15 protein-coding genes are annotated in these 24300 nt (G+C 69.9%); 8 read left to right on the top strand and 7 right to left on the bottom strand.

Annotated features, from left to right (window positions below):
* Positions 1-38 precede the first annotated feature (38 nt).
* Together AC1DYP_RS14160 and AC1DYP_RS14155 are read left to right on the top strand one after the other, a co-directional pair.
* Complete coding sequence (locus AC1DYP_RS14160) at positions 39-476, top strand: hypothetical protein (protein ID WP_477046856.1); 438 nt, start codon at positions 39-41, stop codon at positions 474-476.
* Between the two features lie 339 nt (positions 477-815).
* Positions 816-3140 (top strand): DEAD/DEAH box helicase, encoded by a 2325-nt coding sequence (locus AC1DYP_RS14155; RefSeq protein WP_477046855.1) that lies wholly within the window; start codon positions 816-818, stop codon positions 3138-3140.
* 149 nt (positions 3141-3289) lie between these two features.
* Here AC1DYP_RS14155 and AC1DYP_RS14150 read toward each other — a convergent pair whose 3' ends face one another.
* The 3 genes from AC1DYP_RS14150 to AC1DYP_RS14140 all read right to left on the bottom strand — a co-directional run bounded on the left by AC1DYP_RS14150 (position 3290) and on the right by AC1DYP_RS14140 (position 7392).
* Positions 3290-4480 carry a BaiN/RdsA family NAD(P)/FAD-dependent oxidoreductase gene (locus tag AC1DYP_RS14150; RefSeq protein WP_477046854.1) on the bottom strand — a complete coding sequence of 397 codons (1191 nt, stop codon included), beginning with the start codon at positions 4478-4480 and terminating at the stop codon, positions 3290-3292.
* Positions 4481-4664: 184 nt separating this feature from the next.
* Positions 4665-6494 carry a methyl-accepting chemotaxis protein gene (locus AC1DYP_RS14145; protein ID WP_477046853.1) on the bottom strand — a complete coding sequence of 610 codons (1830 nt, stop codon included), beginning with the start codon at positions 6492-6494 and terminating at the stop codon, positions 4665-4667.
* Positions 6495-6585: 91 nt separating this feature from the next.
* A complete protein-coding gene (locus tag AC1DYP_RS14140; protein WP_477046852.1) occupies positions 6586-7392 on the bottom strand; it encodes an alpha/beta hydrolase in 807 nt (268 codons plus the stop codon).
* Between the two features lie 121 nt (positions 7393-7513).
* Here AC1DYP_RS14140 and AC1DYP_RS14135 point away from each other — a divergent pair, with 121 nt between their 5' ends.
* A complete protein-coding gene (locus AC1DYP_RS14135) occupies positions 7514-8857 on the top strand; it encodes an Hsp70 family protein (protein ID WP_477046851.1) in 1344 nt (447 codons plus the stop codon).
* A gap of 146 nt (positions 8858-9003) precedes the next feature.
* Positions 9004-10227, top strand: coding sequence for a glycosyltransferase (locus AC1DYP_RS14130; RefSeq protein WP_477046850.1), 1224 nt, complete (start codon positions 9004-9006; stop codon positions 10225-10227).
* Here AC1DYP_RS14130 and AC1DYP_RS14125 read toward each other — a convergent pair.
* The 4 genes from AC1DYP_RS14125 to AC1DYP_RS14110 all read right to left on the bottom strand — a co-directional run bounded on the left by AC1DYP_RS14125 (position 10121) and on the right by AC1DYP_RS14110 (position 16469).
* Positions 10121-11029: a glucosamine inositolphosphorylceramide transferase family protein gene (locus AC1DYP_RS14125; RefSeq protein WP_477046849.1), complete on the bottom strand. Its 909-nt coding sequence runs from the start codon at positions 11027-11029 to the stop codon at positions 10121-10123. The genes AC1DYP_RS14130 and AC1DYP_RS14125 overlap by 107 nt on opposite strands.
* An 8-nt stretch (positions 11030-11037) precedes the next feature.
* Positions 11038-12183, bottom strand: coding sequence for a heme-binding protein (locus tag AC1DYP_RS14120; protein WP_477046848.1), 1146 nt, complete (start codon positions 12181-12183; stop codon positions 11038-11040).
* 110 nt (positions 12184-12293) lie between these two features.
* Positions 12294-14981 (bottom strand): pyruvate, phosphate dikinase, encoded by a 2688-nt coding sequence (gene ppdK, locus AC1DYP_RS14115; RefSeq protein WP_477046847.1) that lies wholly within the window; start codon positions 14979-14981, stop codon positions 12294-12296.
* Positions 14982-15281: 300 nt separating this feature from the next.
* Positions 15282-16469 (bottom strand): carbohydrate porin, encoded by a 1188-nt coding sequence (locus tag AC1DYP_RS14110; protein WP_477046846.1) that lies wholly within the window; start codon positions 16467-16469, stop codon positions 15282-15284.
* Between the two features lie 180 nt (positions 16470-16649).
* On the opposite strand from AC1DYP_RS14110, the gene AC1DYP_RS14105 reads away from it, so the two are divergent.
* The 4 genes from AC1DYP_RS14105 (at position 16650) to AC1DYP_RS14090 (ending at position 24002) form a co-directional block, all read left to right on the top strand.
* The gene (locus AC1DYP_RS14105) at positions 16650-18461 is read left to right on the top strand and encodes a methyl-accepting chemotaxis protein (protein ID WP_477046845.1); all 1812 of its coding nucleotides are present in this window, start codon (positions 16650-16652) and stop codon (positions 18459-18461) included.
* 65 nt (positions 18462-18526) lie between these two features.
* A complete protein-coding gene (locus AC1DYP_RS14100; protein WP_477034050.1) occupies positions 18527-20194 on the top strand; it encodes a sensor histidine kinase in 1668 nt (555 codons plus the stop codon).
* Positions 20195-20282: 88 nt separating this feature from the next.
* Positions 20283-21941, top strand: coding sequence for a flavin-containing monooxygenase (locus tag AC1DYP_RS14095; protein WP_477046844.1), 1659 nt, complete (start codon positions 20283-20285; stop codon positions 21939-21941).
* Positions 21942-22046: 105 nt separating this feature from the next.
* On the top strand, positions 22047-24002 hold the full coding sequence (locus tag AC1DYP_RS14090) for an ATP-binding protein (RefSeq protein ID WP_477046843.1): 1956 nt from the start codon (positions 22047-22049) through the stop codon (positions 24000-24002).
* Positions 24003-24300: the final 298 nt, after the last annotated feature.

Genomic DNA, 24300 nt, shown 5'->3' with positions numbered 1-24300 from the left:
TCTCTTATTATTACGAATGTAAATCAACGGAGAAACCGATGCGCCTGAACCTCAAGATCACCGCCCTGACCGCCCTGCCCCTGCTCCTCGCCAGCCCCGCCCTGGCCTCGGCGGGAGCCGCCGCTCCTGCCCGCCACCTCAGCATCGGCGACATCTTCGGCGACGCCGCGGCGCCGGTGCAGTTCGTCATCCTGCTCCTGCTGGCCACCATCGTCGCCGCGCCGGTCCTGCTGGCCTTCGGTCGCGCGTCGAAGCTGGGCGTGCTGGCCAAAGGCGTGCCGTTGCTGGCGGTCGCCGCCTGCCTGTTCACCCTGCTGGCCGGGGCGGTAGGGATCGCCAACAGCCCGGTCGTCCCGTCCCTGACTGTGCTGGCCCCGGGCCTGGCCGAAAGCCTGCTGCTGCTGATCCTGGGCGCCCTGGCCACCTTCTCGGCCGTGGTCTGCCGCGAACTGGCCAAGCCGCGCGGCCTCGCCTGAGGATCCGTCGGGGACGCGTACTCACGGCAAGGCCCAGGCCGTCCTGGCGAGCGCCTCGGAGTGAGTACGCGTCCCCCTCGTTCGCACCGCGCCCCGCGCGACCATTTCGCCGCACCGCAGCATTCTTTCCCCGGCACCCTTGCTTTCCAGACGGTTTTAGCCTCCTTAGGCCGCCCATCAGACCGTGTTTCACCGCGCCTCATCGGCATCCCGGCGAAAAAGGTCTATTCTCTGAAGATATTGACCAAGAACACGGTCCGTTTGGGGGTCGTATTTGGTCGTGGTGCGGGCCGCGTGCGTTTGTGTGTGCGCCGTCCGCTTGAAACGAACTGGACCCGCATGCCCTTCCCCGCCTCCCACCCCGCTCTTGAGCGGGCTCTTGCCGCTCAAGGTTACCTCGAGCCCACCCCCGTCCAGGCCGCCGTGCTGGAAGCCGACGCCGAAGGCCGCGACCTGCTGGTCAGCGCCCAGACCGGCTCGGGCAAGACCGTCGCTTTCGGTCTCGCAGCCGCCCCCACCCTGATCGGCGACGCCGAGAAGCTGGGCAAGGCCGGCGCCCCGATGTGCCTGGTGATCGCCCCGACCCGCGAACTGGCCATCCAGGTCAATCGCGAGCTGACCTGGCTCTACGCCGAGGCCGGCGCCGTGGTCGTCAACTGCGTGGGCGGCATGGACGCCCGTCGCGAGCAGCGCGCCCTGAACTTCGGCGCCCACATCGTGGTCGGCACCCCGGGCCGCCTGCGCGACCACATCGAGCGCGGCCACCTGGACCTGTCGGAGCTGAAGGTCGCCGTCCTCGACGAGGCCGACGAGATGCTCGACATGGGCTTCCGCGAGGACCTGGAATTCATCCTCGACGCCGCCCCGGCCGAACGCCGCACCCTGCTGTTCTCGGCCACCCTGGCCCGCGAGATCGTGCAGTTGGCCAAGAGCTACCAGAACGACGCCCTGCGCATCGACACCCTGGGCCGCAACGAGCCGCACCGCGACATCGAATATCGCGCCGTCCGCGTCGCGCCCAACGAGACCGAGCACGCGATCGTCAACCTTCTGCGCTATTTCGAAAGCCCCGGCGCCCTGGTGTTCTGCAACACCCGCGAAAGCGTCCGCGCCCTGCACAGCAAGCTGCGCGAGCGCGGCTTCGCCGTGGTCGGCCTGTCGGGCGAGCTGAGCCAACGTGAACGCGCCGACGCCCTGCAGGCGCTGCGCGACGGCCACGCCCGCGTCTGCGTCGCCACCGACGTCGCCGCCCGCGGCCTGGACCTGCCCGACCTGGGCCTGGTCATCCACGCCGAGCTGCCGGTCAACAAGGCCACCCTGCTGCACCGTTCGGGCCGCACCGGCCGGGCCGGCAAGAAGGGCGTCAGCGCCCTGGTCGTCCCCTACACCCGTCGTCGCAAGGCCGAGCAGTTGCTGATGGCCGCCGGCGTCGAAGGCAATTGGGGCGGCGCCCCGACCGCCGACGAGATCCGCATCAAGGACACCGAGCGCCTGCTCGACGATCCGATCTTCAACGAGGCCGTGGTCGAGGAAGACACCGCCCTGGCCGAGGCCATGCTGGCCAAGCGCACGCCGCTGGAGATCGCCGCCGCCCTGATCCGCACCCGCCGCGCCAAGCTGCCGGCCCCGGAAGAGATCTACGACGACCCGCGCCACGGCGCTGACCCAGGCCCGCGCGTGCGCGGGGAGCGTTCCAATGACGCCGGCGACCGCTTCGCCGACCGAGGTCAGCGCGACTTCGGCGCCCGCGACTTCGGCGACCGCCCCGAGCGCGAGCCGCGCGCCGACATGAGCAATTCGGCCTGGTTCCGCCTCAACACCGGCCGTCGCAACAACGCCGACCCCAAGTGGCTGATCCCGCTGATCTGCCGCCTGGGCCACATCACCAAGAAGGACATCGGCTCGATCCGGATCTTCGACTACGACACCAAGTTCGAGATCTCGGCCGAGGCGGAAGTGAAGTTCGGGGCGGCGGTCCAGGCCACCGTGCGCGACGACGTGACCATCACCCCGACCACGGCCCCGGCCGCCCGGGACGCCTCGGGTCCGCGCAAAGAATATGCGCCCCGTCCGCCGCGTGACGACAACGACGCCCCGCGCCGCGAGTTCACCCCGCGTCCGCCCCGCGACAACGACCGTGGTCCCCGCGCCAACGCCCCGGGCTCGCGCGACAGCAGCCCGCGTCCGTCCAGCTACGGCGCCGACGGCGTCAGCAACGCCAAGCCCTATGCCCGCGGCGAAGAGCCCAAGCGCGACTACAAGCCGCGCGACCGCGACGAGGGCCCGAAGCGCGACTTCAAGCCGCGCCCGGCCCGCGACGACGCCCCGCGCGACTTCAAGCCCCGCGCCCCGCGTGACGAGGCTCCCAAGGCCTATTCGCCGCTGAACGAAGGCCCGGCCCCGCGCCGCGCGCCGCGTGAAGCTCGCGAGAGCGTGCCCTACGATCCGGAAGCCAAGCCGGCCAAGGCGCCTTATGTCGCCCGTCCTCGCGACGGCGCGCCGGGCGGCAAGCCCTATGCCGGCAAGAGCGATGGCCCCGCCAAGCCGTTCAAGGGCCCCAAGCCCTTCAAGGCCAAGGGTTCGTTCGGTGACAAGCCGGCGTTCGGCGCCAAGCCCGCCTTCGGCAAGAAGCCGGCCGGCAAGGCGCCGTTCAAGAAGAAGTAGTTTGACGTGGAGGGGGTGATCACTTGCCCCCTCCGCGCCTTCGGCGCTCCTCCCCCAAAGGGGGAAGAGGCGCGCCGTGCGAAAATCCTCCGCCCCCTATGGGGGCGGACAGACCGCGAAGCGGTCAGGTGGGGGCAAGTCCGCCGGTTCTAAACCGCCTGCCCCGCGCACCACCCAGACGCCCAGGCCCACTGGAAGTTATACCCGCCTAGCCAGCCGGTGACGTCCACCACCTCGCCGATGAAGTACAGCCCCGGCGCCGCCTTGGCCTCCATGGTCCGCGAGTCCAGGCCATCGGTGTCGACCCCGCCCAAGGTCACTTCCGCCGTCCGGTAGCCTTCCGAGCCCACCGGCTTGAAGGTCCAGGCGTTGACCGTGGCGGCCACGCCGCGCAGCAGCACGTCCGAGCAGTCGGCCATGTTGCCGTAGGCCCCGGCGTCCTCGGCGATCAGCTGAGCCAGGCGCTTGGGCAGCATCTCGCCCAGCACGGTCGACAGCGCCCGCTTCGGCGTGGCGGTCCGCGCGGTGCGCAGAACCTGGAAGACGTCGACGCCCGGCGCCATGTTCACGCTGATCTCGCCGCCCTCGCGCCAATAGGACGAGATCTGCAGGATCGACGGACCCGACAGGCCGCGATGGGTGAACAGCATCGCCTCGGCGAACTTCGTCTTGCCGCTGGAGACCACCGCGTCCAGGGCCACGCCCGACAGCGGGGCCAGGCGCTCCAGGGTCTTCACCTCGAAGGTCAGGGGCACCAGGGCCGGACGGGTCTCGACGATGGCCAGGCCGAACTGCTGGGCGATCTCGTAGCCCAGGCCCGTGGCCCCCATCTTGGGGATCGACTTGCCCCCGGTGGCGACCACGACCGAGCGGCAGGACACCGGGCCGTGGGCGAAGCTGACACGCCAGCCGCCCTCTTGTTTAGTGTCGTCCTTGGCCACGCCCTTGACCTCGGTCTCCAGGCGCAGCTTGACGCCGACCTTGTCCATCTCGGTCAGCAGCATCTCGATGACCTGCTTGGCCGAGCCGTCGCAGAACAGCTGGCCCAGGGTCTTCTCGTGGAAGGCGATGCCGTACTTCTGGACCAGGGCGATGAAGTCGGCCGGTCGATAGCGGCGCAGGGCCGAGACGCAGAACTTCGGATTGGCCGACAGGAAGTTGGCCGGCGCCGTGTTGACGTTGGTGAAGTTGCAGCGCCCGCCGCCGCTGATGCGGATCTTCTCGCCGGGAGCCTTGGCGTGGTCGACGATCAGCACCGAGCGGCCGCGCTTTCCCGCCTCGATGGCGCACATCATGCCGGCCGCGCCGGCGCCCAGCACCACGACGTCGAAGTCTTCCAAGGCTCAAGCCCTCTCTATTGAGGGGCGTATCGACAGGAGGGCGGCCGGGAAGTCAATGCGGCGACGATCACCCCGCCGTCGGCTCGTTCAGCACGAACACCCCGATGCCGATCAGCAGCAGGACCAGACCGCACCAGATCGACACCGCGAGCCACCGCGTCCTGGCCAGGCGGCGAGCCATGGCCTAGCCGGCCCGGCGCATCGGCGCGGAGCTCGACGCCGCGTGGCCGCCGCTGACCTGGAAGCGGCTCATCATCTGAACCAGGCCGCCGATCTCGGTCTTGAGCGAATGGCTGACGGCCGTCGCTTGCTCGATCATGGCGGCGTTCTGTTGCACGCCCTGATCCATCTGGTTGACGGCGGCGTTGACCTCGTTGAGGCCCGTGGCCTGCTCGCCGGCCGATGCGGCCAGCTCCTTCACCAGGGCGTCGATCTCGCCCACCTTGAACACGATGCCTTCCAGGGCCTCGCCGGTCTGGCCGACCAGCTTGACGCCCTGGCCGACCTGGCCGGCCGAGGTCGAGATCAGCGTCTTGATCTCTTTCGCCGCTTCGGCGGAGCGTTGAGCCAGGGCCCGCACTTCCTGCGCCACGACCGCGAAGCCGCGTCCGGCGTCGCCAGCACGGGCCGCTTCGACCCCGGCGTTCAGCGCCAGCAGGTTGGTCTGGAAGGCGATCTCGTCGATCACCCCGATGATCTGGCCGATCTGCTGCGAGGACTGCTCGATGCCGGTCATAGCCGCGACGGCGCCGCGCACGACCTCGCCCGAACGCTCGGCGTCCTCGCGGGTCGAGCCGACCACGCGGGCGGCGTCGTTGGCCCCCTGCGAGGCGCGGCGGACGGTGGCGGTGATCTCGTCCAGGGCGGCGGCGGTCTCTTCGAGGCTGGCGGCCTGCTGCTCGCTGCGGCGGGCGGTGTTGTCGGCGGCGGCGGTGATCTCGTCGGAGCTGCGGCCGATCCCGCCGACGGCGGCCAGGACCTGGCCCATGGCCTGGTCGAGGTGATCCATGGCGCCGTTGAAGTCTGTGCGCAGTTGGCCGTAGCCCTGCGGGAACTGGTCGACGAGGCGAACGGTCAGGTCGCCTTCCGACAGGCGGGCCAGGCCCTGGGCGATCCGCTCCATGACGAAGGCCTGATCCTGGGCCGCGCCCTGGCTGGCCGCCTCGTTGCGCAGGCGCTCGGCCTCGCTGGAGGCGCTGATCCGTTGCTGCTCGGCCTCGGAGGTGCGCAGCGCCACGGCGTTGTCCTTGAACACCTGGACGGCGCGAGCCATCAGCCCGACCTCGTCCTTGCGGCCCGTGGCGGCGACGGTCACGTCCAGCTCGCCCAGGGCCAGGGTGGTCATGGTCTTGGACAGCGAGGCCACCGGACGCGAGATCTTGGTCGCGCCGATCCACAGCGCGAAGCCCATGCCGCCGATCGCGGCGACCAGGCCCAGCAGCATGGTGGTCAGGGCGCCCTGATTGGCCTTCTTGTTGGCGCCGGCCACCAGGGCGTCGGTTTCGACATGGTAGCCGTCGCCCCAGGCCTTGGCGTCCTTGGACAGGCTCTCGATCGCCGGATCGAGCGCGGAGAGCCGTGCGATGGCACCGGTGTCATCATTGGCCAGGCCGAGGTCGGCGGCGGCGCGGCCGTCGGCGTAGAGGGCGTCGATGCGCTGGCGGAAACCGTCAGCGGTCGGGCCGATGGCCGGGTCGGCCTTGACCATCTTGTCCAGGCTGTCCTTGCCCTCGGCATAGACCTTGTCGAGTTCCTTGGAGGCCGACTGGGCCGCTTCCGAGGTCCCTTCGTAGGTCACCGCGCGGTGGGCGGCGTGGCCCATCATGCTCAGGCGACGGCTGAAGCGGGCGGACTGGACCTCGGCCGGCGAGCGATGCTCGACCAGGATGCGCGTGGCGTCCTGCAGGCTCTTTTCCTGCCAGACCCCCATGCCCGTGCAGCCGAGAACGGCGACGGCCAGGATTGCGGCGGGCAACAGGACCTTGGTCGAGATCTTAAGGTCGTCGAGACCCATGGCTTCCCCCGTCGGGCCTTGAACGCTGAAAACAAGCGCGGCCAGTGTCGTGATTTGGGGGAATTCTCCGCCTGACCGCGTGAAAGACGGGTTAACGCGGGGGAAACAGCCAGGGCAGGCCGGCCTTGGCGGAAGGGTCGTAGATCGTGGCGTGATGCTGGTCGGGCATGGGGTCGTAGCGCCAGACCAACCCCTTGTGCGGCATGGCTTTCAGCGCCGCGACGACCCGGTCCACGCCCGCCTGCATCGTCGTGCCTTCGTCGCCGATCGACAGGTAAAGCCGGCGCCCGCCGAACTTCCCCTTGGCCAGCAAGGAAGACGCCTCGCGCGACAGGCTCTGGTCGTCCCACCACAGGCTGGGGCTGGCGGCCAGATAGGCGTCGAAGGCCTGGGGCTCGCGCAGGAAGGTCTCGACCACGAATAGACCGGCCAGGGACTCGCCGATCAAGCCGTTGCGGCCGCTGGTGCGGTAGCGGCCCTCCACCCACGGCTGGAGTTCGTCGACCAGGAAGCGGCGATACGCCGCGGAGCCGCCCGACTGCGGCAGCAGCTTGAGGTCGTCGGCGAAGGTCGCCGGATGGGTCAGGTCGTGCTTGCGGTCGACGCCCTCGATCCCGACGACGATCATCGGCGCCAGGGTCCCGGCGGCGGCCAGTTGGGCGACGAAGTCGGTGATCTTGGGGAAGTCCTCCTGAACCGTGCCGCCGTCGAGCAGGTACAGCACCGAAAACCGCTGTTTCGACGCCGCATAGCCCGGCGGCAGGGCGATATTGACCCGGCGCTGGCCGCCCAACACGCGGCTGTCGACCATGAAGGTCCCGTCCGGCGTGACGGCGCGAGACACGGAAGGAACCAGGGCGGCGGCGCCGGCGGCGGCGAGGAATCGTCTGCGATGCATGCCCAAGGCTTAGCCATGAAACGGCGATCGCCAAGGGCCGTTCGCAGAAAGCGCCCCCGCGCGCTTGACGTCAGCGCCTGGGGGGTTAGGAACCCTGCCCTCCTCCCGCCCAGGCGCTCCCATGACGTCCGTTCCCCAAGCGACGATCGGCATCGATTTCGGCACGACCAACACCGTGGTCTCGATGACCCGCGGCGACGGTCCCGCCACGCTGGTGAAGTTCCCGACGGCCGACGGCGACATCTTCGCGTTCCGCTCGGCCCTAAGCTTCCACGCGATCATGGGCGTGGGCGGCCGCGCCAACGAACTGGTGACCGAGGCCGGACCCTGGGCGATCGAGGCCTATGTCGAGGATCCCCTGGAGACCCGCTTCATCCAGTCGTTCAAGACCTTCGCCGCCAGCGCCGCCTTCACCGAGACCAAGATCCTCAACAAGCGCTACCTGTTCGAGGACCTGCTGTCGGACTTCCTGCTGAAGCTGAAGAGCCACGGCGGCGCGGCCATGGAGACCCTCCCGACGCGGGTGATCGTCGGCCGGCCCGTGACCTTCGCCGGCGGCAATCCCAACGAGGCCCTGGCCTTGGCGCGCTACGAAGCCGGCTTCAAGCGCCTGGGCTTCACCGACATCCGCTACGCCTACGAGCCGGTCGGGGCGGCGTTCTTCTTCGCCCGACAGCTGAAGCAGGACGCCACCGTGCTGGTCGCCGACTTCGGCGGCGGCACCAGCGACTTCTCGATCGTGCGGTTCGAGCGCGCCCCTTCCGAAAACGGCGACGGCAAGCTGCGCTCCACCGCCCTGGCCCGGTCGGGCGTGGGCCTGGCCGGCGACGCCTTCGACTACCGGATCATCGACCAGCTGGTCTCGCCGGAGCTGGGCAAGGGCAGCCTCTACCGCGCCTTCGACAACCGCCTGCCGATCCCCCAGCGCTACTACACCGCCTTCGCCCGCTGGGATCAGCTGGCCCTGCTGCGGGCCTCGAAGGACATGCGCGACATCCGCGCCCTGGAGCGCACGGCCATGGAGCCGGAGAAGATCCGTCGGCTGATCGAGGTGCTGGACGACAACCACGGCTACGCCCTCTACCGCGCGGTCTCGGCGCTGAAGGAGGCGCTGTCGAGCCAGGACGAGGCGACGTTCCGCTTCGAGGCCGGCTCGGTGCTGATCGAGAAGACCGTCAAGCGCACCGACTTCGAGGGCTGGATCGCCCCGGAGCTGAAGGCCATCGAGACCGCCGTCGACCAGGCGCTGGAGCGCTCGGGCCTGGGTCCCGAGGGTGTCGACCGAGTGTTCCTGACCGGCGGGAGCTCGTTCGTTCCGGCCGTGCGCGAGATCTTCGTGCGCCGCTTCGGGACCGGCAAGATCGAGAGCGGCGGCGAGTTCGAATCCATCGCCTCGGGCCTGGCCCTGATCGGCCGCGAAGACGACCTGGACCTTTGGAGCGAGCGGGCCGTTCCGGCCGCCTGACAGCCAGGTTTTGAAATATTGCGAGCCCGCAACAAATGTTTCCGGTCCCACCCCGCCGGCGACGTCTAGCTCTGTAGTGGAGCTTGGAAGTCCGCGGTTCGCCCGCGCCCGACGCGCCATCACGTCGAGGTCGGGGGACCTTCCAAATGGGCGACAACGCGCGCACGATCGCGATCGTGCTGCATGACCTGCCGTTGGGCGGTTCGGAACGGATCGCGGTGCGGTTGGCCAACCGCTGGGCGGCGCTGGGACGACGGGTTGTCCTGTTCTGCGGGACGCGTGAAGGGCCGCTGGCCGACCTGATCCAGGCCGACGTCCAGGTGGTCGAGGCCGATCCGCCCATTCCGCGCGGACGCGGCTCGCGCAAGGCCCTCGGCCGGGCCACGGCGGCCTTCGTGGCGCAGCGTAGGCCCGACATCCTGTTCGTGCCCGGCAACTATCACTGGCCGATCCTGCCGGCCGTGGACGCCCTGCCCGCCGACCAGCGGCCCGGCGTCGTCGCCCAGATCGGCACGCCGCTCTACCGGCACGGCCGCAGCGCCCTGGCCCAGATCCCGTACAATCTGAAGACCCGCCGGCAGCTGCGCCGCATCGACCGGGCGATCTCGCTGTCCGACAGCATGACCGACGACGCCAACCGCGCCCTGGGCCGCCGCGTCACCCAGTGCATCCGCCTGCCGGCCCTGGACGACGACGATCACGCCTTCGTCCCGCCGGCCGAGGGCAAGGTCATCCTGGCGGCCGGCCGGCTGGTCAAGGAGAAGGGCTTCGACGTCGCCCTGCGCGCCTTCGCCCGGCTGGACGACAAGGACGCCAGCCTGGTGATCGTCGGCGAAGGCGAGCGGCGGGCCGAGCTGGAGGCCCTGGCCGTCGAACTGGGCGTGGCCGAGCGCGTGCGTCTGCCCGGCTATGTCCCCGACATCCGGCCGTGGCTGGAGACCGCCCGGGCCTTCCTGCTGACCTCGTTCTACGAGGGCTATGCGGCGGTGATCGTCGAAGCGCTGGGGGCCGGACGGCCCGTGGTCAGCACCGATTGCACGCCGGCCGCGCGGGAGTTGCTGGGTGTTCCCTTCAATGGCCGCGTGGCCCCGATCGGCTGCGCCGAGGGTCTGGCCGAGAGCCTGCGCCAGGTGCTGGAAGCCCCCGCGCCCGATCCTCGCGCCCTGGCCCGCTCGGTCGACGCCTACCGGCTCGGGCCGATCGCCGAGACCTATCTGGACGTGTTCGACGCCGTGGTCGCCAAGCGAACCAGCGCGGCGAAGACTAAGCGGTTCGCGCCGTTCCCGGGACGCGCTTTCGCCATTCCCGGCGCACGTCCAGGGCCAGCGAGCGCGGCGAGACTTCGAAGCGCTTGGCGTCGATCAGCGTGACCGGCCCCGCGGCCGACAGGGTGTGCAGCCCGTCGGTCAAGCGGCCGAAGCTGGGCGGCGCCGTGATCGGTTCGTCAGCTTCGGCTTCAAAGCGGTCCGGCGTCAGGGTGGTGACCCGCAGCGCGCGGATCGCGCCGCCATAGGTCTTCCGGCAGTCCTGCATCGGCAGCACGATCGCGCCGTCGACCACGACGGGCGTGCCGCCCGGCCGTGAGCTGGAGGGATCGAAGCGCACCGGATTGCCGGCGTGCGGCGTCCAGGGGCCGGTGATCCTGTCCGCCCAGGCCACGTGCAGGGCGCTGACCTTGTCGGTCTTGGTCGTGGCCGGGGTGTAGAACAGCCACCACCGCCCGTCGTGGAGCACCGGCGTGGCGTCGATGGCCACCTGGTCCAGTTCGATCGTCTGCACCGGCGTCCACTTCGTCGGGAAGTGCTCGGCGCGGTACAGGGTCAGCCGCCCCGACTTGTGCGCCTCGGGCAGCATGTAGGCCTGGCCGTCCTCTTCGATGATGAAGGGGTAGGACAGGTGCCAGGGCTCCTTGAGCGCGGGCTCGCGGCTCAGCAAGTTCAGGTCGGCGTCGAAGGTCAGCACCTCGATGGCGCCCACCCGGTCGCGATAATCGTAGATCTCGGCGAACACGTAGAGCCGGCCGTCGCGCCAGACGCCCATCGGGTCGGCCAGGAAGCACAGCGGCCCCGGGTCCGGGATCCAGGTCACCGGATGCCGAGCCAGGGCGCCGGGCTCCAGCAGGTCCGCCATCGGCGCGCGGACCAGACCGATGCGCCACATGTCCTTCACCACGCCCACGCCTAGCGCACCTTGTCGGAGAACTTGGCCAAGGCCGCGCGGGCGCAGGCGTCGGCGGTCTCGTGGGTGGTGTCCGCCACGGCCAGGCCGCCCACCAGCTTGCCGTCGATGTGCAGGGGCAGAGACCCGGCGTGCGGGTTCAGGCGCTCGGGTTCGGCCTTGATCAGGGCGGCGAAGGCCGGGTCGGTCTTCTCGCGCGGCTCCATCTCGCTGCCGGGCGCGTCGAACTGGACGGCGGTGGCGGCCTTGCGCGGCGCGGCGACCGGCGGCTTGGGGCTGCCGGGCGCGCGCAGCACGACCAGCGGATTGCCCTTGTCGTCGACCACGGCGACGCTGATCGGCGCGCCCTTGGCCGCGCAGGCGTCGACGGCGGCGCGGGCCAGGTCGATGGACAGCGGCAGGTCGAGCGCGGGCGGCTCGGCGGCGAAGGCGTCGATCGGGGCCACCGTCATCAGGCCGGCCAGGGTCACCGCCAGCGCCGTCACGGCCGCCTTCACCGGGCGAACCACGGCCACCAGCCAGCCGCCGCCCCATGGGGTGTTGACCACCGCCTCGTCGAGAATCTGGCCCAGGGCCTTGAGCCGATGCCACAGCCGCAGGGGCTTGAGCGCCAGCCACATGGTCAGGCCCACCCCGCCGTCGGGCTTCAGGTTCGGCGCGTAGTGGGCGACCAGGTCCTCGACCTCGCCCAGATGCTCGATGCATTCGGAGAACACGACCACGTCGAAGGTCTCGTCGCTGCGGAACGTCCGTCCGTCGCCGAGCAGCAGGTCCACCTGCCCCGACGCGCGCTCGGCCGCCAGGCGCCGCAGGCCCTGCTCAACGGCGGGGGCCGAGAAGTCGACGCCGACATAGCGGGCGGGCGCGTGGGCGCGGAAGGCCTCGAACAGCACGCCCTCCCCGGCCCCGATCTCGAGCACCCGGGGATTGGGCCAGCGGTCGGCGATCATGGCGGCCAGCAGGCGATGGTGGTGGCGCTGGTCCGAGCGGGCCAGGCGGTCATAGACGCCCTCGCGATACTCGCGGTCCCACGTCTCGACGGAAGCCGGGACGATCGGCTTGTGGCGCTTGCGCATGAACAGCTCGCCGACCCAGGGCCGATCCAGCGAGACCAGTTCGACAAACCGCCGCCAACGCAGATAGGCCATGCATTCCCCCGGATATCCTCGATACCCGGATAGGCGCCCCGCCCCTAAGTGTCCAGCATCTCTAGGCTGTCATCGCCGGACGGACGAGGTCCGCCCGGCGATCGACATAATCAACCCTTGTTGGCCAGCGCCGCCTGAGCCGCCGCCAGGCGGGCGATCGGCACGCGGTAGGGCGAGCAGGACACGTAGTCCAGGCCCACCGTCTCGCAGAAGCTGATCGAGGCGGGGTCGCCGCCGTGCTCGCCGCAGATGCCCAGCTTGACGTCCGGACGGGCCGCGCGGCCGCGCTCGGCGGCGATGCGGATCAGGTCGCCGACGCCTTCCTGGTCGAGGCTGACGAAGGGGTCCTTGTCGAAGATGCCCTTGTCGATATAGGCGCCCAGGAACTTGCCGGCGTCGTCGCGGCTGATGCCGAACGTCGTCTGGGTCAGGTCGTTGGTGCCGAAGCTGAAGAACTCGGCGTTGGCGGCCAGGTCGCCGGCCCGCAGGGCGGCGCGCGGCAGCTCGATCATGGTTCCGACCGTGTACTGAAGATCAACGCCCTGCTCTTCCAGCACGGCCTTGGCGGTGCGGTCGGTCAGGTCGCGCAGGTACTTCATCTCCTCGCCCTTGGCGACCAGCGGGTGCATGATCTCGGGGATCGGCGCGGCCTTGCCGGACTTGGCGATGTCGCAGGCGGCCTCGACGATGGCCCGGACCTGCATCTCGTAGATCTCGGGATAAGACACGCCCAGGCGGCAACCGCGGTGGCCGAGCATGGGGTTGGTCTCGTGCAGTTCCTTGGCCCGCTGCATCAGCTTCTGGGCGTCCAGGCCGGTGGCCTTGGCCACGGCCACGACGTCTTCTTCCGTATGCGGCAGGAATTCGTGCAGCGGCGGGTCGAGCAGGCGGATGGTGACCGGCAGGCCTTCCATGATCGTGAACAGCTCGACGAAGTCGGCCTTCTGGAAGGGCGCGATCTTGGCCAGGGCCGTGCGGCGACCGGCTTCGTCGTCGGCCAGGATCATCTCGCGCACGGCGGCGATCCGGGTGTCGTCGAAGAACATGTGCTCGGTGCGGCACAGGCCGATGCCTTCCGCGCCGAACTGGCGGGCGGTCTTGGCGTCCAGCGGGGTCTCGGCGTTGGCGCGGACCTTCATGCGGCGCGCCGCGTCGGCCCACTCCATCAGGGTGGCGAAGTCGCCGGTCAGCTCGGGCTCGATCATCTTGGGCGAGCCGACCAGGATCTCCCCGGTCGAACCGTCGATGGTGATGATCTCGCCGGCCTTGTAGTCGCGGCCGCGAACCCGGAAGAGCGATTCCTTCGGGAAGATCGACACGTCGCCGGCGCCGCTGACGCAGGCCCGGCCCATGCCGCGCGCCACGACGGCCGCGTGGCTGGTCATGCCGCCGCGGGCGGTGATGATGCCCCGCGCGGCATGCATGCCGTGGATGTCTTCCGGAGAGGTCTCTTCGCGCACCAGGATCACAGACTCGCCGGCGGCGGCGGCCTTTTCGGCGGCGTCGCTGTCGAAGACGATCTTGCCGGTGGCCGCGCCGGGCGACGCCGGCAGGCCCTTGGCGATCAGTTCGCGATGGGCGGTCGGATCGATGGTCGGGTGCAGCAACTGGTCAAGCGAAGCGGGCTCGACGCGGCCGATGGCTTCCTCGCGGCTGATCACGCCCTCGGCGGCCATGTCGACGGCGATCTTCAGGGCGGCCTTGGCCGTGCGCTTACCGCTGCGGGTCTGCAGCATGTAGAGCTTGCCCTGCTCGACCGTGAACTCGATGTCCTGCATGTCGCGGTAGTGGCGCTCCAGCGTCTCGACTACGGTCTTGAACTGCTGGAAGACCTCCGGCATCGCCTCTTCCATCGAGGGGGCGGTGTCGCCCATCTCCTCGCGGGCGGCCTTGGTCAGGGACTGCGGCGTGCGGATGCCCGCCACCACGTCCTCGCCCTGGGCGTTGATCAGGAACTCGCCGTAAAGGCGGCCGTCGCCGTTCGACGGGTTGCGGGTGAAGGCCACGCCGGTCGCCGAGGTCTCGCCCATGTTGCCGAACACCATCGACTGGATGTTGACGGCGGTGCCCCAGGCCTCGGGGATGTCGTGCATGCGGCGATAGAACTTGGCCCGGTCGTTCATCCAGCTGGCGAACACCGCGCCGATCGCGCCCCACAGCTGCTCTTGAGCATCTTGCGGGAAGGGCTTGCCTAGGGCGTCGCGCACGGCGGCCTTGTAGTCCTTGATCACCGCGGCCCAGTCGTCGGCGGTCAGGGCCGTGTCGACGGTGACGTCCAGGCGATCCTTGTGGTCGTCCAGGATCTCCTCGAACATGTGGTGCTCCAGGTCGAGCACGACGTTCGAGTACATCTGGATGAAGCGGCGATAGCTGTCATAGGCGAAGCGGCGGTCGCCGGAGAGGATCGCCAGGCCTTCGACGGTCTCGTCGTTGAGGCCCAGGTTCAGGACGGTGTCCATCATGCCCGGCATCGAGGCCCGGGCGCCCGAGCGCACCGAAACCAGCAGCGGGTTCTTCACGTCGCCGAAGCTCTTGCCGGTCAGTTGCTCCACCGTGGCCAGGCCGGCGTTGAGCTGATCGGTCAGCTCGGCCGGGTACTGCTTGCCGTTGGCGTAGTAGTGGACGCAGGCCTCGGTGGTCACCGTGAAGCCCGGCGGCACCGGCAGGCCCAGGGACGACATCTCGGCGAGATTGGCCCCCTTGCCCCCCAGCAAGTTCTTCATCTTGGCGTCGCCGTCGGCGCCGCCTCCCCCGAACGAATAGACCCACTGCGTCTTGGTCAGCGTATCAACCGGCATTTCTGGTTCACCCTGCGATAAGTGAAAAAGCCGGCAGCCCTCTATTGGAGCTGTCCTGGCCTGGGACAACGAGCGTTAACGCCCATCCCGCACTGCAATATCCGGGGGTTCAGTAGCACCTTGTCAAAGAAGCCGTCCACCGGCGGTTTGCGGTTCGCAGTCTAAAGCGAAATTTCGGCAAATTCTTCCAATGACAACGTTGTCCTGATCGAGATTTGCGCGAATACCGATATGGCGAAGATCAACCCGAGTCTCGAGATCGGACGTTCGCGAACGTCGAAGCCAGTCTCGACGGCCGATCTAGAACAGACTGACGGTCATCCGCAGGGCCATCACGACCACCGTCCGCGCATCCTGGTCGCCGCCGGCCCGGCGGATCACCTGCAGGTCGGGCTGCAGGGCGACGCGGGGCGCGACCTTGTCCGAATAGGTGATCTCGACGCTGGATTCGGCGTCGGCCGGCGACAGCCCCTCGTCGAAGGTGTTGGCGCGCTGCTTGGACGACAGGACGCCCTGCTCCACCCCGATCGAGAACGCGCTGTCGGGACGCGAGGCGAAGACCCGCTCGACCAGAACGCCGGCCTGCCAGCCCGAACTGAAGGGCGTGGTGTCGCCGTCCGAGAAGCCCAGGCGGGCGAAGCCGCGCACCGACCGCCCCGCCTCGCCGCCGTCGACGAACGGATATTCGGCCAGCACGTAGCCGCCCCGCGCCTTGCTGAGCGCCGGATCGCCGTTGGCGTCCAGGGCGCGCAGGTCCGGCTGGCGCTCGGTGTAGAACCAGCCGCCGGCCGCCAGGCGCCAGTTGTCGCCGAACCCGGCCTCGGCGATCATCAGGGCGCCGTTGTCGAAATCGGTCGACGGCCCGTCCGGATCGCCCACCGTGCCGGCATGGGCGTTGAGCGCCGCGGCCTGGAGATAGGCGCCCTGCCCGCCCTCGATCCGGGCGCGAACCGCCAGGGCGGTGGATGGGAAGATCGACGGGCCGTTGGGGCCGGTCGAGGCGAACTCCGAGCCGATGCCGAACGGCGGCGCCAGCAACAGGCCCGAGGCCTCGGTGGAATAGAACTCGCTGTTGAGGTCGTAGAGCCCCGCCAGAACCGAGCCGCGATCGCCGGCGAAGCGGGACTGGACCCAGAGCTCGTACAGGCGGGCCCGGGGTCGTCCGACCTCGATGTTGTCGACGCCCTGCAGGGTGCCGGCCAGGTCGTTGGGCGCGCCGCCGCTGTTGTTGAGCAGGTAGCCGTGCACGGTGGCCCCGCGCCAGCCGACCAGCTTTTCCAGGTCGCCCTCGACGATCACGTCGAGATTGTCCAGGGCGCGGCCGGCGTGGGCGGTCCCGCCCCGCACCGTGCCGGCGACGTCGGCCGTATAGGTGACCTCGTGGGTCCAGGCGCCTTGCCCGGCTTCGGTTTGGGCCAGCGCGGCCGGTCCCGTGGCGACGCCAATTGCGAACGCCGCGCAGGAACAGATTGATCTAATCGAAGTCATGGTCTTGCCCCGTCAACATCGGGACAAATACCGGCGCGGCTTGAAGCACCCCTTAAAGTTCTCGAGGCGCGGCCTTTTGCCTCACTTGGGCGTTTTACAGCCCTGAGCACGGACAGCGAAGGCGTCGTTAACCCCATTGCACGAAGGTGAGCGCACCAAAACGGGACGCAGGGGCCGGCAATGCTTCGGACGATCAACCACAAGGTGATGGGCGCGGGCGCGGCCGTCATGGTGCTGTGCACGGCCAGCGCGGGCGCGGGCCTGTGGTCGACCACGCGGCTGGACGGCGCGCTGCGCGACGCCAACGTCTCGGCCGCCGTGCTGCGCAACCACATGGAAGCCGACATGATGCACGACGCCCTGCGCGCCGACGTGCTGTCCAGCCAGTTGGCCGGCGACGCCGGGTCGGGCATCGCGATCGACGACGTCCGCAAGGACCTAACCACCCACGTGGGCAACTTCCGCGAGGCGATCACCGCCAACGACGCGCTGGCCACCGATCCGGCCAGCCGCGCCGCCCTGGCCGAGCTCAAGGCGCCGCTCGACACCTATATCAAGTCCGCCGGCCAGATGGTCGACCTGGCCGCGAGCGACCACGCCCAGGCCGTCGCCGCCATGCCCGGCTTCATGAAGCAGTTCACGACGCTGGAAGGCGCGATGAGCAACGCGTCGGACCGGATCGAGACCGCATCGACCGCCGCCGCCGCCCGCGCCAAGAGCGTGGCCCTGTTTTCCGAGATCCTGATGACCGCCGCCGTGGTGGCGGGCGTGATCTTCGCCGGCATCCTGATCATGATCTCGCGCGCCGCCATCGTGCGGCCCGTGCTGAACCTGGCCGGCGACATGCGCCGCCTGGCGGCCGGCCAGAACGACATCACCGTCTCGGGGGCCGGTCGCGCCGACGAGATCGGCGAGATGGCCAAGAGCGTCGAGGTGTTCCGCCAGTCGGGCATCGAGCGCGCCCGGCTCGAAGCCGAGGCCGCTGGCTTCCAGCAGGAGCTGGACCGCAAGCTGCGCGACATGGAAGCCGCCTTCGAAGTGGCCGGCCGCGAACAGAAGGCCGTCGTCGACGTGATGGCCAAGGGCCTGGCCAGCCTGGCCGGCGGTGACCTGTCCACCCGCATCGCCGCCCAGGTGGCCAGCGACTACATCGCCCTGAAGAACGACTTCAACGCCGCCGCCGCAGGGCTGGAAGACGCCATCCGCACGATCTCCGCTGTCGCCGGCCAAATTGGTTCGGGCACCCAGGAAATCGCCTCGGCCTCCAACGACCTGTCGCGCCGCACCGAGCAGCAGGCGGCAAGCCTGGAGGAGACCGCCGCCGCCCTGGACGAGATCGCCGCCACCGTGCGCCAGACCGCCGACGGCGCCACCCGCGCCACCGCCGAGGTGGCCTCGGCCCGGACCGACGCCGAGCGCTCGGGCCAGGTGGTCGGCCAGGCCGTCTCGGCCATGGGCGCCATCGAGGACTCCTCGCGCCAGATCACCCAGATCATCGGCGTGATCGACGAGATCGCCTTCCAGACCAATCTGCTGGCCCTCAATGCGGGCGTGGAAGCCGCCCGGGCCGGCGACGCGGGGCGCGGCTTCGCCGTCGTGGCCCAGGAAGTCCGGGCCCTGGCCCAACGCTCGGCCGAGGCGGCCAAGGAGATCAAGACCCTGATCTCGACCTCCTCGCAGCAGGTCGACGCGGGCGTGAACCTGGTCGGCCAGACCGGCGAGGCGCTGAACCGCATCGTCGGCCGGGTGGCCGCGATCGACGACCTGGTCCGCCAGATCAGCTCGTCCAGCCAGGAGCAGGCTTCGGGCCTGGCCGAGGTCAACACCGCCGTCAACCACATGGACCAGGTGGTGCAGCAGAACGCCGCCATGGTCGAACAGGCCACCGCCGCCACCCATTCCCTGAAGGGCGAGACGGCCCAGCTGGTCTCGCTGGTCGGCCGCTTCAAGATCGGCGGCGAGGAACAGCCGGCCCTGCGCCGGGCGGGCTGAAGCGTCGCTGCGGCCAAGAGCCGCGCCGACCGCCGCGCCGCCCGAGAATGGGGTAGGATTGTGGCATGGCGTGGCTAAATCCCTCCTCCGTGACGCGCGGCCTGAGGTCCCTGCACTGGATCGTGGGCGCGACGATCGTCCTGGTGGCCGTCTCGGTCCTGGGCAGCATCGCGCTGATGCTGTTCGCCGCCCGCTCGCTGGACCGCATGGAGAGCCAGGACGAGCGTGCGCTGGTCCAGCGGACGATCCAGCGCGACCTCAGCCGCATGGCCCGCGAACTGACCTCGGCGACGGTCTGGGACGACGCCGCCAAGGCCATGGGCCCACCGCTCGACCCGGCCTGGGCCGACGTCAATTTCGGCGAATATTATCACGAGTACTTCCAGCACGACCTGACCTACGTGGTTCGTGACGGCCAGGTGGTCTACGGCTCGCTGGCCGGGGCGCGGGTGTCCGCCGGCGCCCTCGGCGCCTTGCCGCAGGACGCCGCGCCGCTGGTCGCCCGGGTCGCCGCCCAGGCGCGGGCCGCGCACCGCGACAAGCGCTTCAGCCTGGAGGGCTCGACCACCGGCGAAGGCCTGGTGCGGTCCGGCGACGAAATCTACCTGGTGGTGGCCGCCGACGCGATCGCCGAAACCGCCCAGCTCGCCGCGCTCCAGCAACGGACCCCGCCCTCGGTGGTGGTCACCGCGCGCCGGGTCAGTACGGCCTATACCCGCGGCCTGCAGAAAGATTTGGGGATCGAGGGCCTGGCCTTGATCGCCGAAAGCCGGTCCAGCGATTCCAGCGTGCCGCTGCACGATATCCAAGGTCGGCCCGTCGGCGCGCTCAGCTGGCCGGCGCGCGATCCAGGCATGTCGCTCCTCCGGGCCGGCGCGCCCTGGATCGCCCTGGTCTTCACCGCGCTGCTCGCCGCCGCCCTGGTCCTGTTCCTGCGCGTCACCGACACTCTGACCAAGCTCGCCGCCAGCCGCCAGGCCCTGATCGCGGCCAAGGAGGAGGCCGAGGCGGCCAACGCCGCCAAGACCCAGTTCCTGGCCAATATGAGCCACGAGATCCGCACGCCGCTGAACGGCGTGCTGGGCATGACGCAGGTCATGCAGGCGGACCAACTTCCGGACCGCCAGCGTGGCCGCCTCGACGTGATCCACCATTCCGGCCAGGCGCTGCTGGCCCTGCTGAACGACATCCTGGACATGGCGCGGCTGGAGCGCGGCGGGGTCCGCCTGCGGGCCGAGCCCTTCGACCTGCCGGTCCTGGTGGACTCGACCTGCGCCCTGTTCTCGGGCGCGGCCGCCAACAAGGGCATCGACCTGACCTGCGGCGTGGCGCCCGGCTGCGAGGGGGTCTGGATCGGCGATCCGATCCGCCTGCGCCAGGTGCTGGGCAACCTGGTGGCCAACGCCGTGAAGTTCACCCGCCAGGGCTCGGTGCGGATCGAGGTGACGCCGTCGAAGACCGGCCTGCGGTTCGAGGTGCGCGACACCGGCGTCGGCATCGCGCCGGAGCATCGCCCGCAGCTGTTCAAGATCTTCTCGCAGGTCGACAGCTCCCTGACCCGCGCCCACGAGGGTTCGGGCCTGGGCCTGGCGATCAGCCGCGACGTCGTCGCCCTGATGGGCGGCTCGATCGGCGTCGACAGCGCCCCCGACGCGGGCTCGACCTTCTATTTCGACGTCCCCCTGCGCCGCGCCCGCCCTGATCGGCCGACGCTGCGGGTGGTCAACGCCTAAGACAGGGATGGACTGCCCCTAGGGCAGTTCCGTAGCCTTGAACTCACCGGTCGTCCGCAGGACGAGAACAAGAACCGGGGAGGAAACCATGGCGCCAGCAACGACCCGTCCGGGGACGAGCGCGGCCGCTCGCGAGCCCGTTCGCACGACCCCCGCAATCACCAAGAATGGCGCGCCCTTGGACGCCGTGGTGGTCGGGGCCGGCTTCGGCGGGCTCTACATGGTCCACCGGCTGCGCGAGGCCGGACTGAGCGTCCAGGGGATCGAGGCGGCCGGCGACGTCGGCGGCACCTGGTGGTGGAACCGCTATCCCGGCGCCCGCTGCGACATCCCCAGCCTGCTTTATTCCTACACCTTCTCCGACGACCTGCAGGCCGAATGGCGCTGGAGCGAGAAGTACGCCACCCAGCCCGAGATCCTGGCCTACGCCCAGCACGTGGCCGACCGCTTCGACCTTCGCCCCGCCTTCCTGTTCGAGACCCGCGTGACCTCGGCGGTCTTCGACGAGGCCGCCAGCCTCTGGCGGGTGACGACCGACCGGGGCGACGAGATCGCCGCCCGGTTCTGCGTGATGGCCACCGGCTGCCTGTCGGCTCCGCGCGACTTCGACCTGCCGGGCGCGGAAACCTTCGAGGGCGAGACCTACGTCACGGGCCTGTGGCCGCACCAGCCGATCGACTTCAGCGGCAAGCGGGTGGCGGTGATCGGCGCCGGCTCGTCGGCGGTGCAGTCGACGCCGCTGATCGCCGAGCAGGCCGACCGGGTCCATGTCTTCCAGCGCACGCCCAACTACAGCCTGCCGGCCCTGAACGCCCCGCTGACCGACGAGGAGGTGGCCGGGTTCCGCGCCAACTTCCCGGCCTATGTGGAGTTGCTGCGCAGCGGCCAGCCGCCCCTGCCCATCCCGCCCGCCGACTATGTGCCGTCCGACGAGGAGCTGAACGCCCTGGTCGCCCAGCTGTGGAACGGCTGGGGCCTGATCTCGGCCGTGCAGATCCCCAACATCGTGCGCGACGAGCGCTGCAACCAGGCGGCCGGCGACTTCGTCCGCGCCAGGATCGCGCAGACCGTCAAGGACCCGGCCGTGGCGGAGAAGCTGACGCCGCGCAGCTTTCCGATCATGACCAAGCGGGCCTGCGTCGACACCGGCTGGTACGAGACCTTCAACCGCGACAACGTCGAGCTGGTCGACCTGCGCGAAACGCCGATCACGGCGATCATCCCCACGGGCGTGCGCACCACCGAGCGGGACTATCCGGTCGACGTGATCGTCAGCGCCATGGGCTTCGACGCCATGACCGGCGCCCTGTTGCGCATGGACATCCGCGGCCGCGACGGCCTGAGCCTGAAGGACGCCTGGGCCGAAGGCCCCAAGACCTATCTGGGCCTGGCGGTGGCGGGCTTCCCCAACCTGTTCACCGTCACCGGTCCCGGCAGCCCGTCGGTGCTGACCAACGTGCTGACCGCCTGCGAGCAGCACGTCGACTGGATCATGGACGCCATCGCCCACGTGCGGAGCACCAACGCCGCGACGCTGGAAGCCACGGCCGACGCCCAGGAGGACTGGGTCGCCCACGTCAACGACGAAGCCGACAAGACCCTCTTTCCCCGCGCGGCCTCCTGGTACATGGGCGCCAACATCCCCGGAAAGCCCCGGGTGTTCATGCCCTATGTCGGCGAGGGCTATAAGCTGCGCTGCGACGCCGTGGCCGCGCGGGGCTACACGGGGTTCGCCCTGAAATCCTGATCGGCGACCAGGCCGGACATATTGTCGCAGAACGACGATTTTCTCAGTCTGGAAAGACACTTGGGTCCTAGCTGACCATCCATATTCGTGCACGAGCCGCCCACGATGATCGACGATCCGGCCGCGCCCTCGGCCCTCCACACCCTGATGCGCGAAGCCTTCGACACGGCTTCCGAGGGCCTGGCCGTGTTCGACGCGGCGGATCGGTGCGTGGCCTGGAACCAACGCTACGCCGAGCTCTGGTCGCGATGGGGCGTCCAGGTCGTCGAGGGCATGACGTTCGAGGCCCTGCTTCGGGCCGGGCTGGCCGCCGGTCGCTATCCGGACGCGGGCGCCCGCCCGGAGGCCTGGCTGGCCGAGCAGATCCATCGCCGCGCGACCCTGGAGCAGATGCGCGACGAGCGCGTGGAGCACGGCGAGCGCCTGCGCTTCGCCACGCGCCGCACGCCGTCGGGCGGGCGGATCACCAGTTGCATCAGCCTCGAGCCCGCCGGTTCGTCGGAACGCTCGACGCCGCCCCAGACCTTTCTGGACACCGTGATCGAGAACGTCCCGGCCATGCTGTTCGTCAAGGACGGCGCGACCGGCAAGTTCCTGCTCGTCAACCGGACCGCCGAAGAGGTTCTGGGCGTGCCCCGCGAGGCGCTGCTGGGCCGCTCGGACCACGATTTCTTTCCCGCCGACCAGGCCGACTTCTTCGTCGCCAAGGACCGGGAGGTGATCGAGAGCGGCGAACTGCGGACGATCCCCGAGGAGCCGCTCGACACCCCGCACAACGGCCGGCGCTGGCTGCAGACCCGCAAGATCGCCATTTCCGGCGAGGACGGGCGCCGCCATCTGCTGGCGATCTGCGAAGACATCACCGAGCGCAAGCTGAGCGCGGCCGCCCTGGACGCGGCCCTACACCGGGCCGAGGCGGCCAGCGTCGCCAAGAGCGAGTTCCTGGCCAATATGAGCCACGAGATCCGCACGCCGCTGAACGGGGTGATCGGCATGGCCGAGGTGCTGAACCGCACCCCCCTCACCCCGCGCCAGCGCGAGATGATGTCGGTGATCCTCGGCTCGGGCCGGACCCTGAACCTGTTGCTCAGCGACATCCTCGACCTGTCGAAGATCGAGGCCGGCGCGCTGGAGCTGGTCGAGGAGCCGATGAACCTGCGCGAGGCGGTGACGGCCGCCGCGGCGGTGTTCGAGGCGGTGGCCCGCGACAAGGACCTCGGTTTCCAGTTGGACTTCGCCGACGGCTTCCACGACCAGGTGGTGGGCGACGCCCTGCGCATCCGCCAGATCGTCGCGAACCTGACCAGCAACGCCGTCAAGTTCACCAGCGCCGGCCGCGTCCACGTCCACGCCGCGACCGCCGCCGCGCCCGGCGGCGGCGTGGCGCTGAGCGTCTCGGTGCAGGACAGCGGCGAAGGCTTCGATCCGGCCAGCAGCGACCAGTTGTTCGAGCGCTTCCAGCAGGCCGACGGCTCGGTGACCCGCCAGGCCGGCGGCTCGGGCCTGGGCCTGCCGATCGCCCGGCGCCTGGCGCGGCTGATGGACGGCGACATCGCCTGCGCGGCCCGACCCGGACACGGCGCCACCTTCACCTTCCAGGCGATCCTGGGCGCATGCGAAGGCGACGGACCCTGCCCGTGCAAGGCGAAGCCGGAACCGGCCGCGGCCCAGCCGGAGATCGAGCGTCGCCTGCGGATCCTGCTGGCCGAGGATCATCCGACCAACCAGCAGGTCGTCGACCTGATGCTGGGCGACGCCGCGGACCTGACCATCGCCCCCGACGGCCAGGCGGCCCTGGCCGCCTTCGCCGCCCAGCCGTTCGACCTGATCCTGATGGACACCCAGATGCCGGTGATGGACGGCCTGGCCGCGACGGCCGCCATCCGCGCCCGCGAGCGCGACCAGGGCCTGGCGCGCACGCCGATCATCTCCCTGACCGCCAACGCCATGCCCCACCAGGTCCAGGCCTGCCTGGCGGCCGGCGCCGACCTGCACCTGGCCAAGCCCATCAGCATCCACGGCCTGTTCGGAGCGATCAACGCGGCGCTGGAGCTGGGCTAGAGCGCGCGTCCTCCGCCCCCTGKGGGGGCGGACAGGCGGCGAAGCCGCCAGGTGGGGGCAAGTGTTAGCGGGCACGGCGCTGCAAGCTCACGCCTTCGGCTGTGAGAGGGAATGGAAAGGGTCGCGGAGCGCCGGACATCGTCCGGAGGTCTTTGAATGAATACCGTTTCGACGAAGCCGATCGCTCCGCGCCATCGTTATCCGCCAGCATCCGGTGGGCAGCCCTGTTGAGGCTTAGCCGGACCCGGTCTCGATCCCTTTCGGGAGAAACCGGCCGCCGAGGGCGCGGGCCAATGGG

The sequence above is a fragment of the Caulobacter sp. P1_D6 genome, assembly GCF_056406095.1.
The sequence above is the reverse complement of the archived record's forward strand: the minus strand, read 5'-3'. Positions and strand labels throughout refer to the sequence as shown.

Excerpts from the sequence above, each read along its gene's own strand:
- AC1DYP_RS14155 (WP_477046855.1), top strand. The coding sequence starts at position 816 with ATGCCCTTCCCCGCCTCCCACCCCGCTCTTGAGCGGGCTCTTGCCGCT.
- AC1DYP_RS14120 (WP_477046848.1), bottom strand. The coding sequence starts at position 12,183 with ATGGCCTATCTGCGTTGGCGGCGGTTTGTCGAACTGGTCTCGCTGGAT.
- AC1DYP_RS14090 (WP_477046843.1), top strand. The coding sequence starts at position 22,047 with ATGATCGACGATCCGGCCGCGCCCTCGGCCCTCCACACCCTGATGCGC.
- AC1DYP_RS14160 (WP_477046856.1), top strand. The coding sequence starts at position 39 with ATGCGCCTGAACCTCAAGATCACCGCCCTGACCGCCCTGCCCCTGCTC.
- ppdK (WP_477046847.1), bottom strand. The coding sequence starts at position 14,981 with ATGCCGGTTGATACGCTGACCAAGACGCAGTGGGTCTATTCGTTCGGG.
- AC1DYP_RS14135 (WP_477046851.1), top strand. The coding sequence starts at position 7,514 with ATGACGTCCGTTCCCCAAGCGACGATCGGCATCGATTTCGGCACGACC.
- AC1DYP_RS14110 (WP_477046846.1), bottom strand. The coding sequence starts at position 16,469 with ATGACTTCGATTAGATCAATCTGTTCCTGCGCGGCGTTCGCAATTGGC.
- AC1DYP_RS14145 (WP_477046853.1), bottom strand. The coding sequence starts at position 6,494 with ATGGGTCTCGACGACCTTAAGATCTCGACCAAGGTCCTGTTGCCCGCC.
- AC1DYP_RS14140 (WP_477046852.1), bottom strand. The coding sequence starts at position 7,392 with ATGCATCGCAGACGATTCCTCGCCGCCGCCGGCGCCGCCGCCCTGGTT.
- AC1DYP_RS14105 (WP_477046845.1), top strand. The coding sequence starts at position 16,650 with ATGCTTCGGACGATCAACCACAAGGTGATGGGCGCGGGCGCGGCCGTC.
- AC1DYP_RS14095 (WP_477046844.1), top strand. The coding sequence starts at position 20,283 with ATGGCGCCAGCAACGACCCGTCCGGGGACGAGCGCGGCCGCTCGCGAG.
- AC1DYP_RS14100 (WP_477034050.1), top strand. The coding sequence starts at position 18,527 with ATGGCGTGGCTAAATCCCTCCTCCGTGACGCGCGGCCTGAGGTCCCTG.
- AC1DYP_RS14130 (WP_477046850.1), top strand. The coding sequence starts at position 9,004 with ATGGGCGACAACGCGCGCACGATCGCGATCGTGCTGCATGACCTGCCG.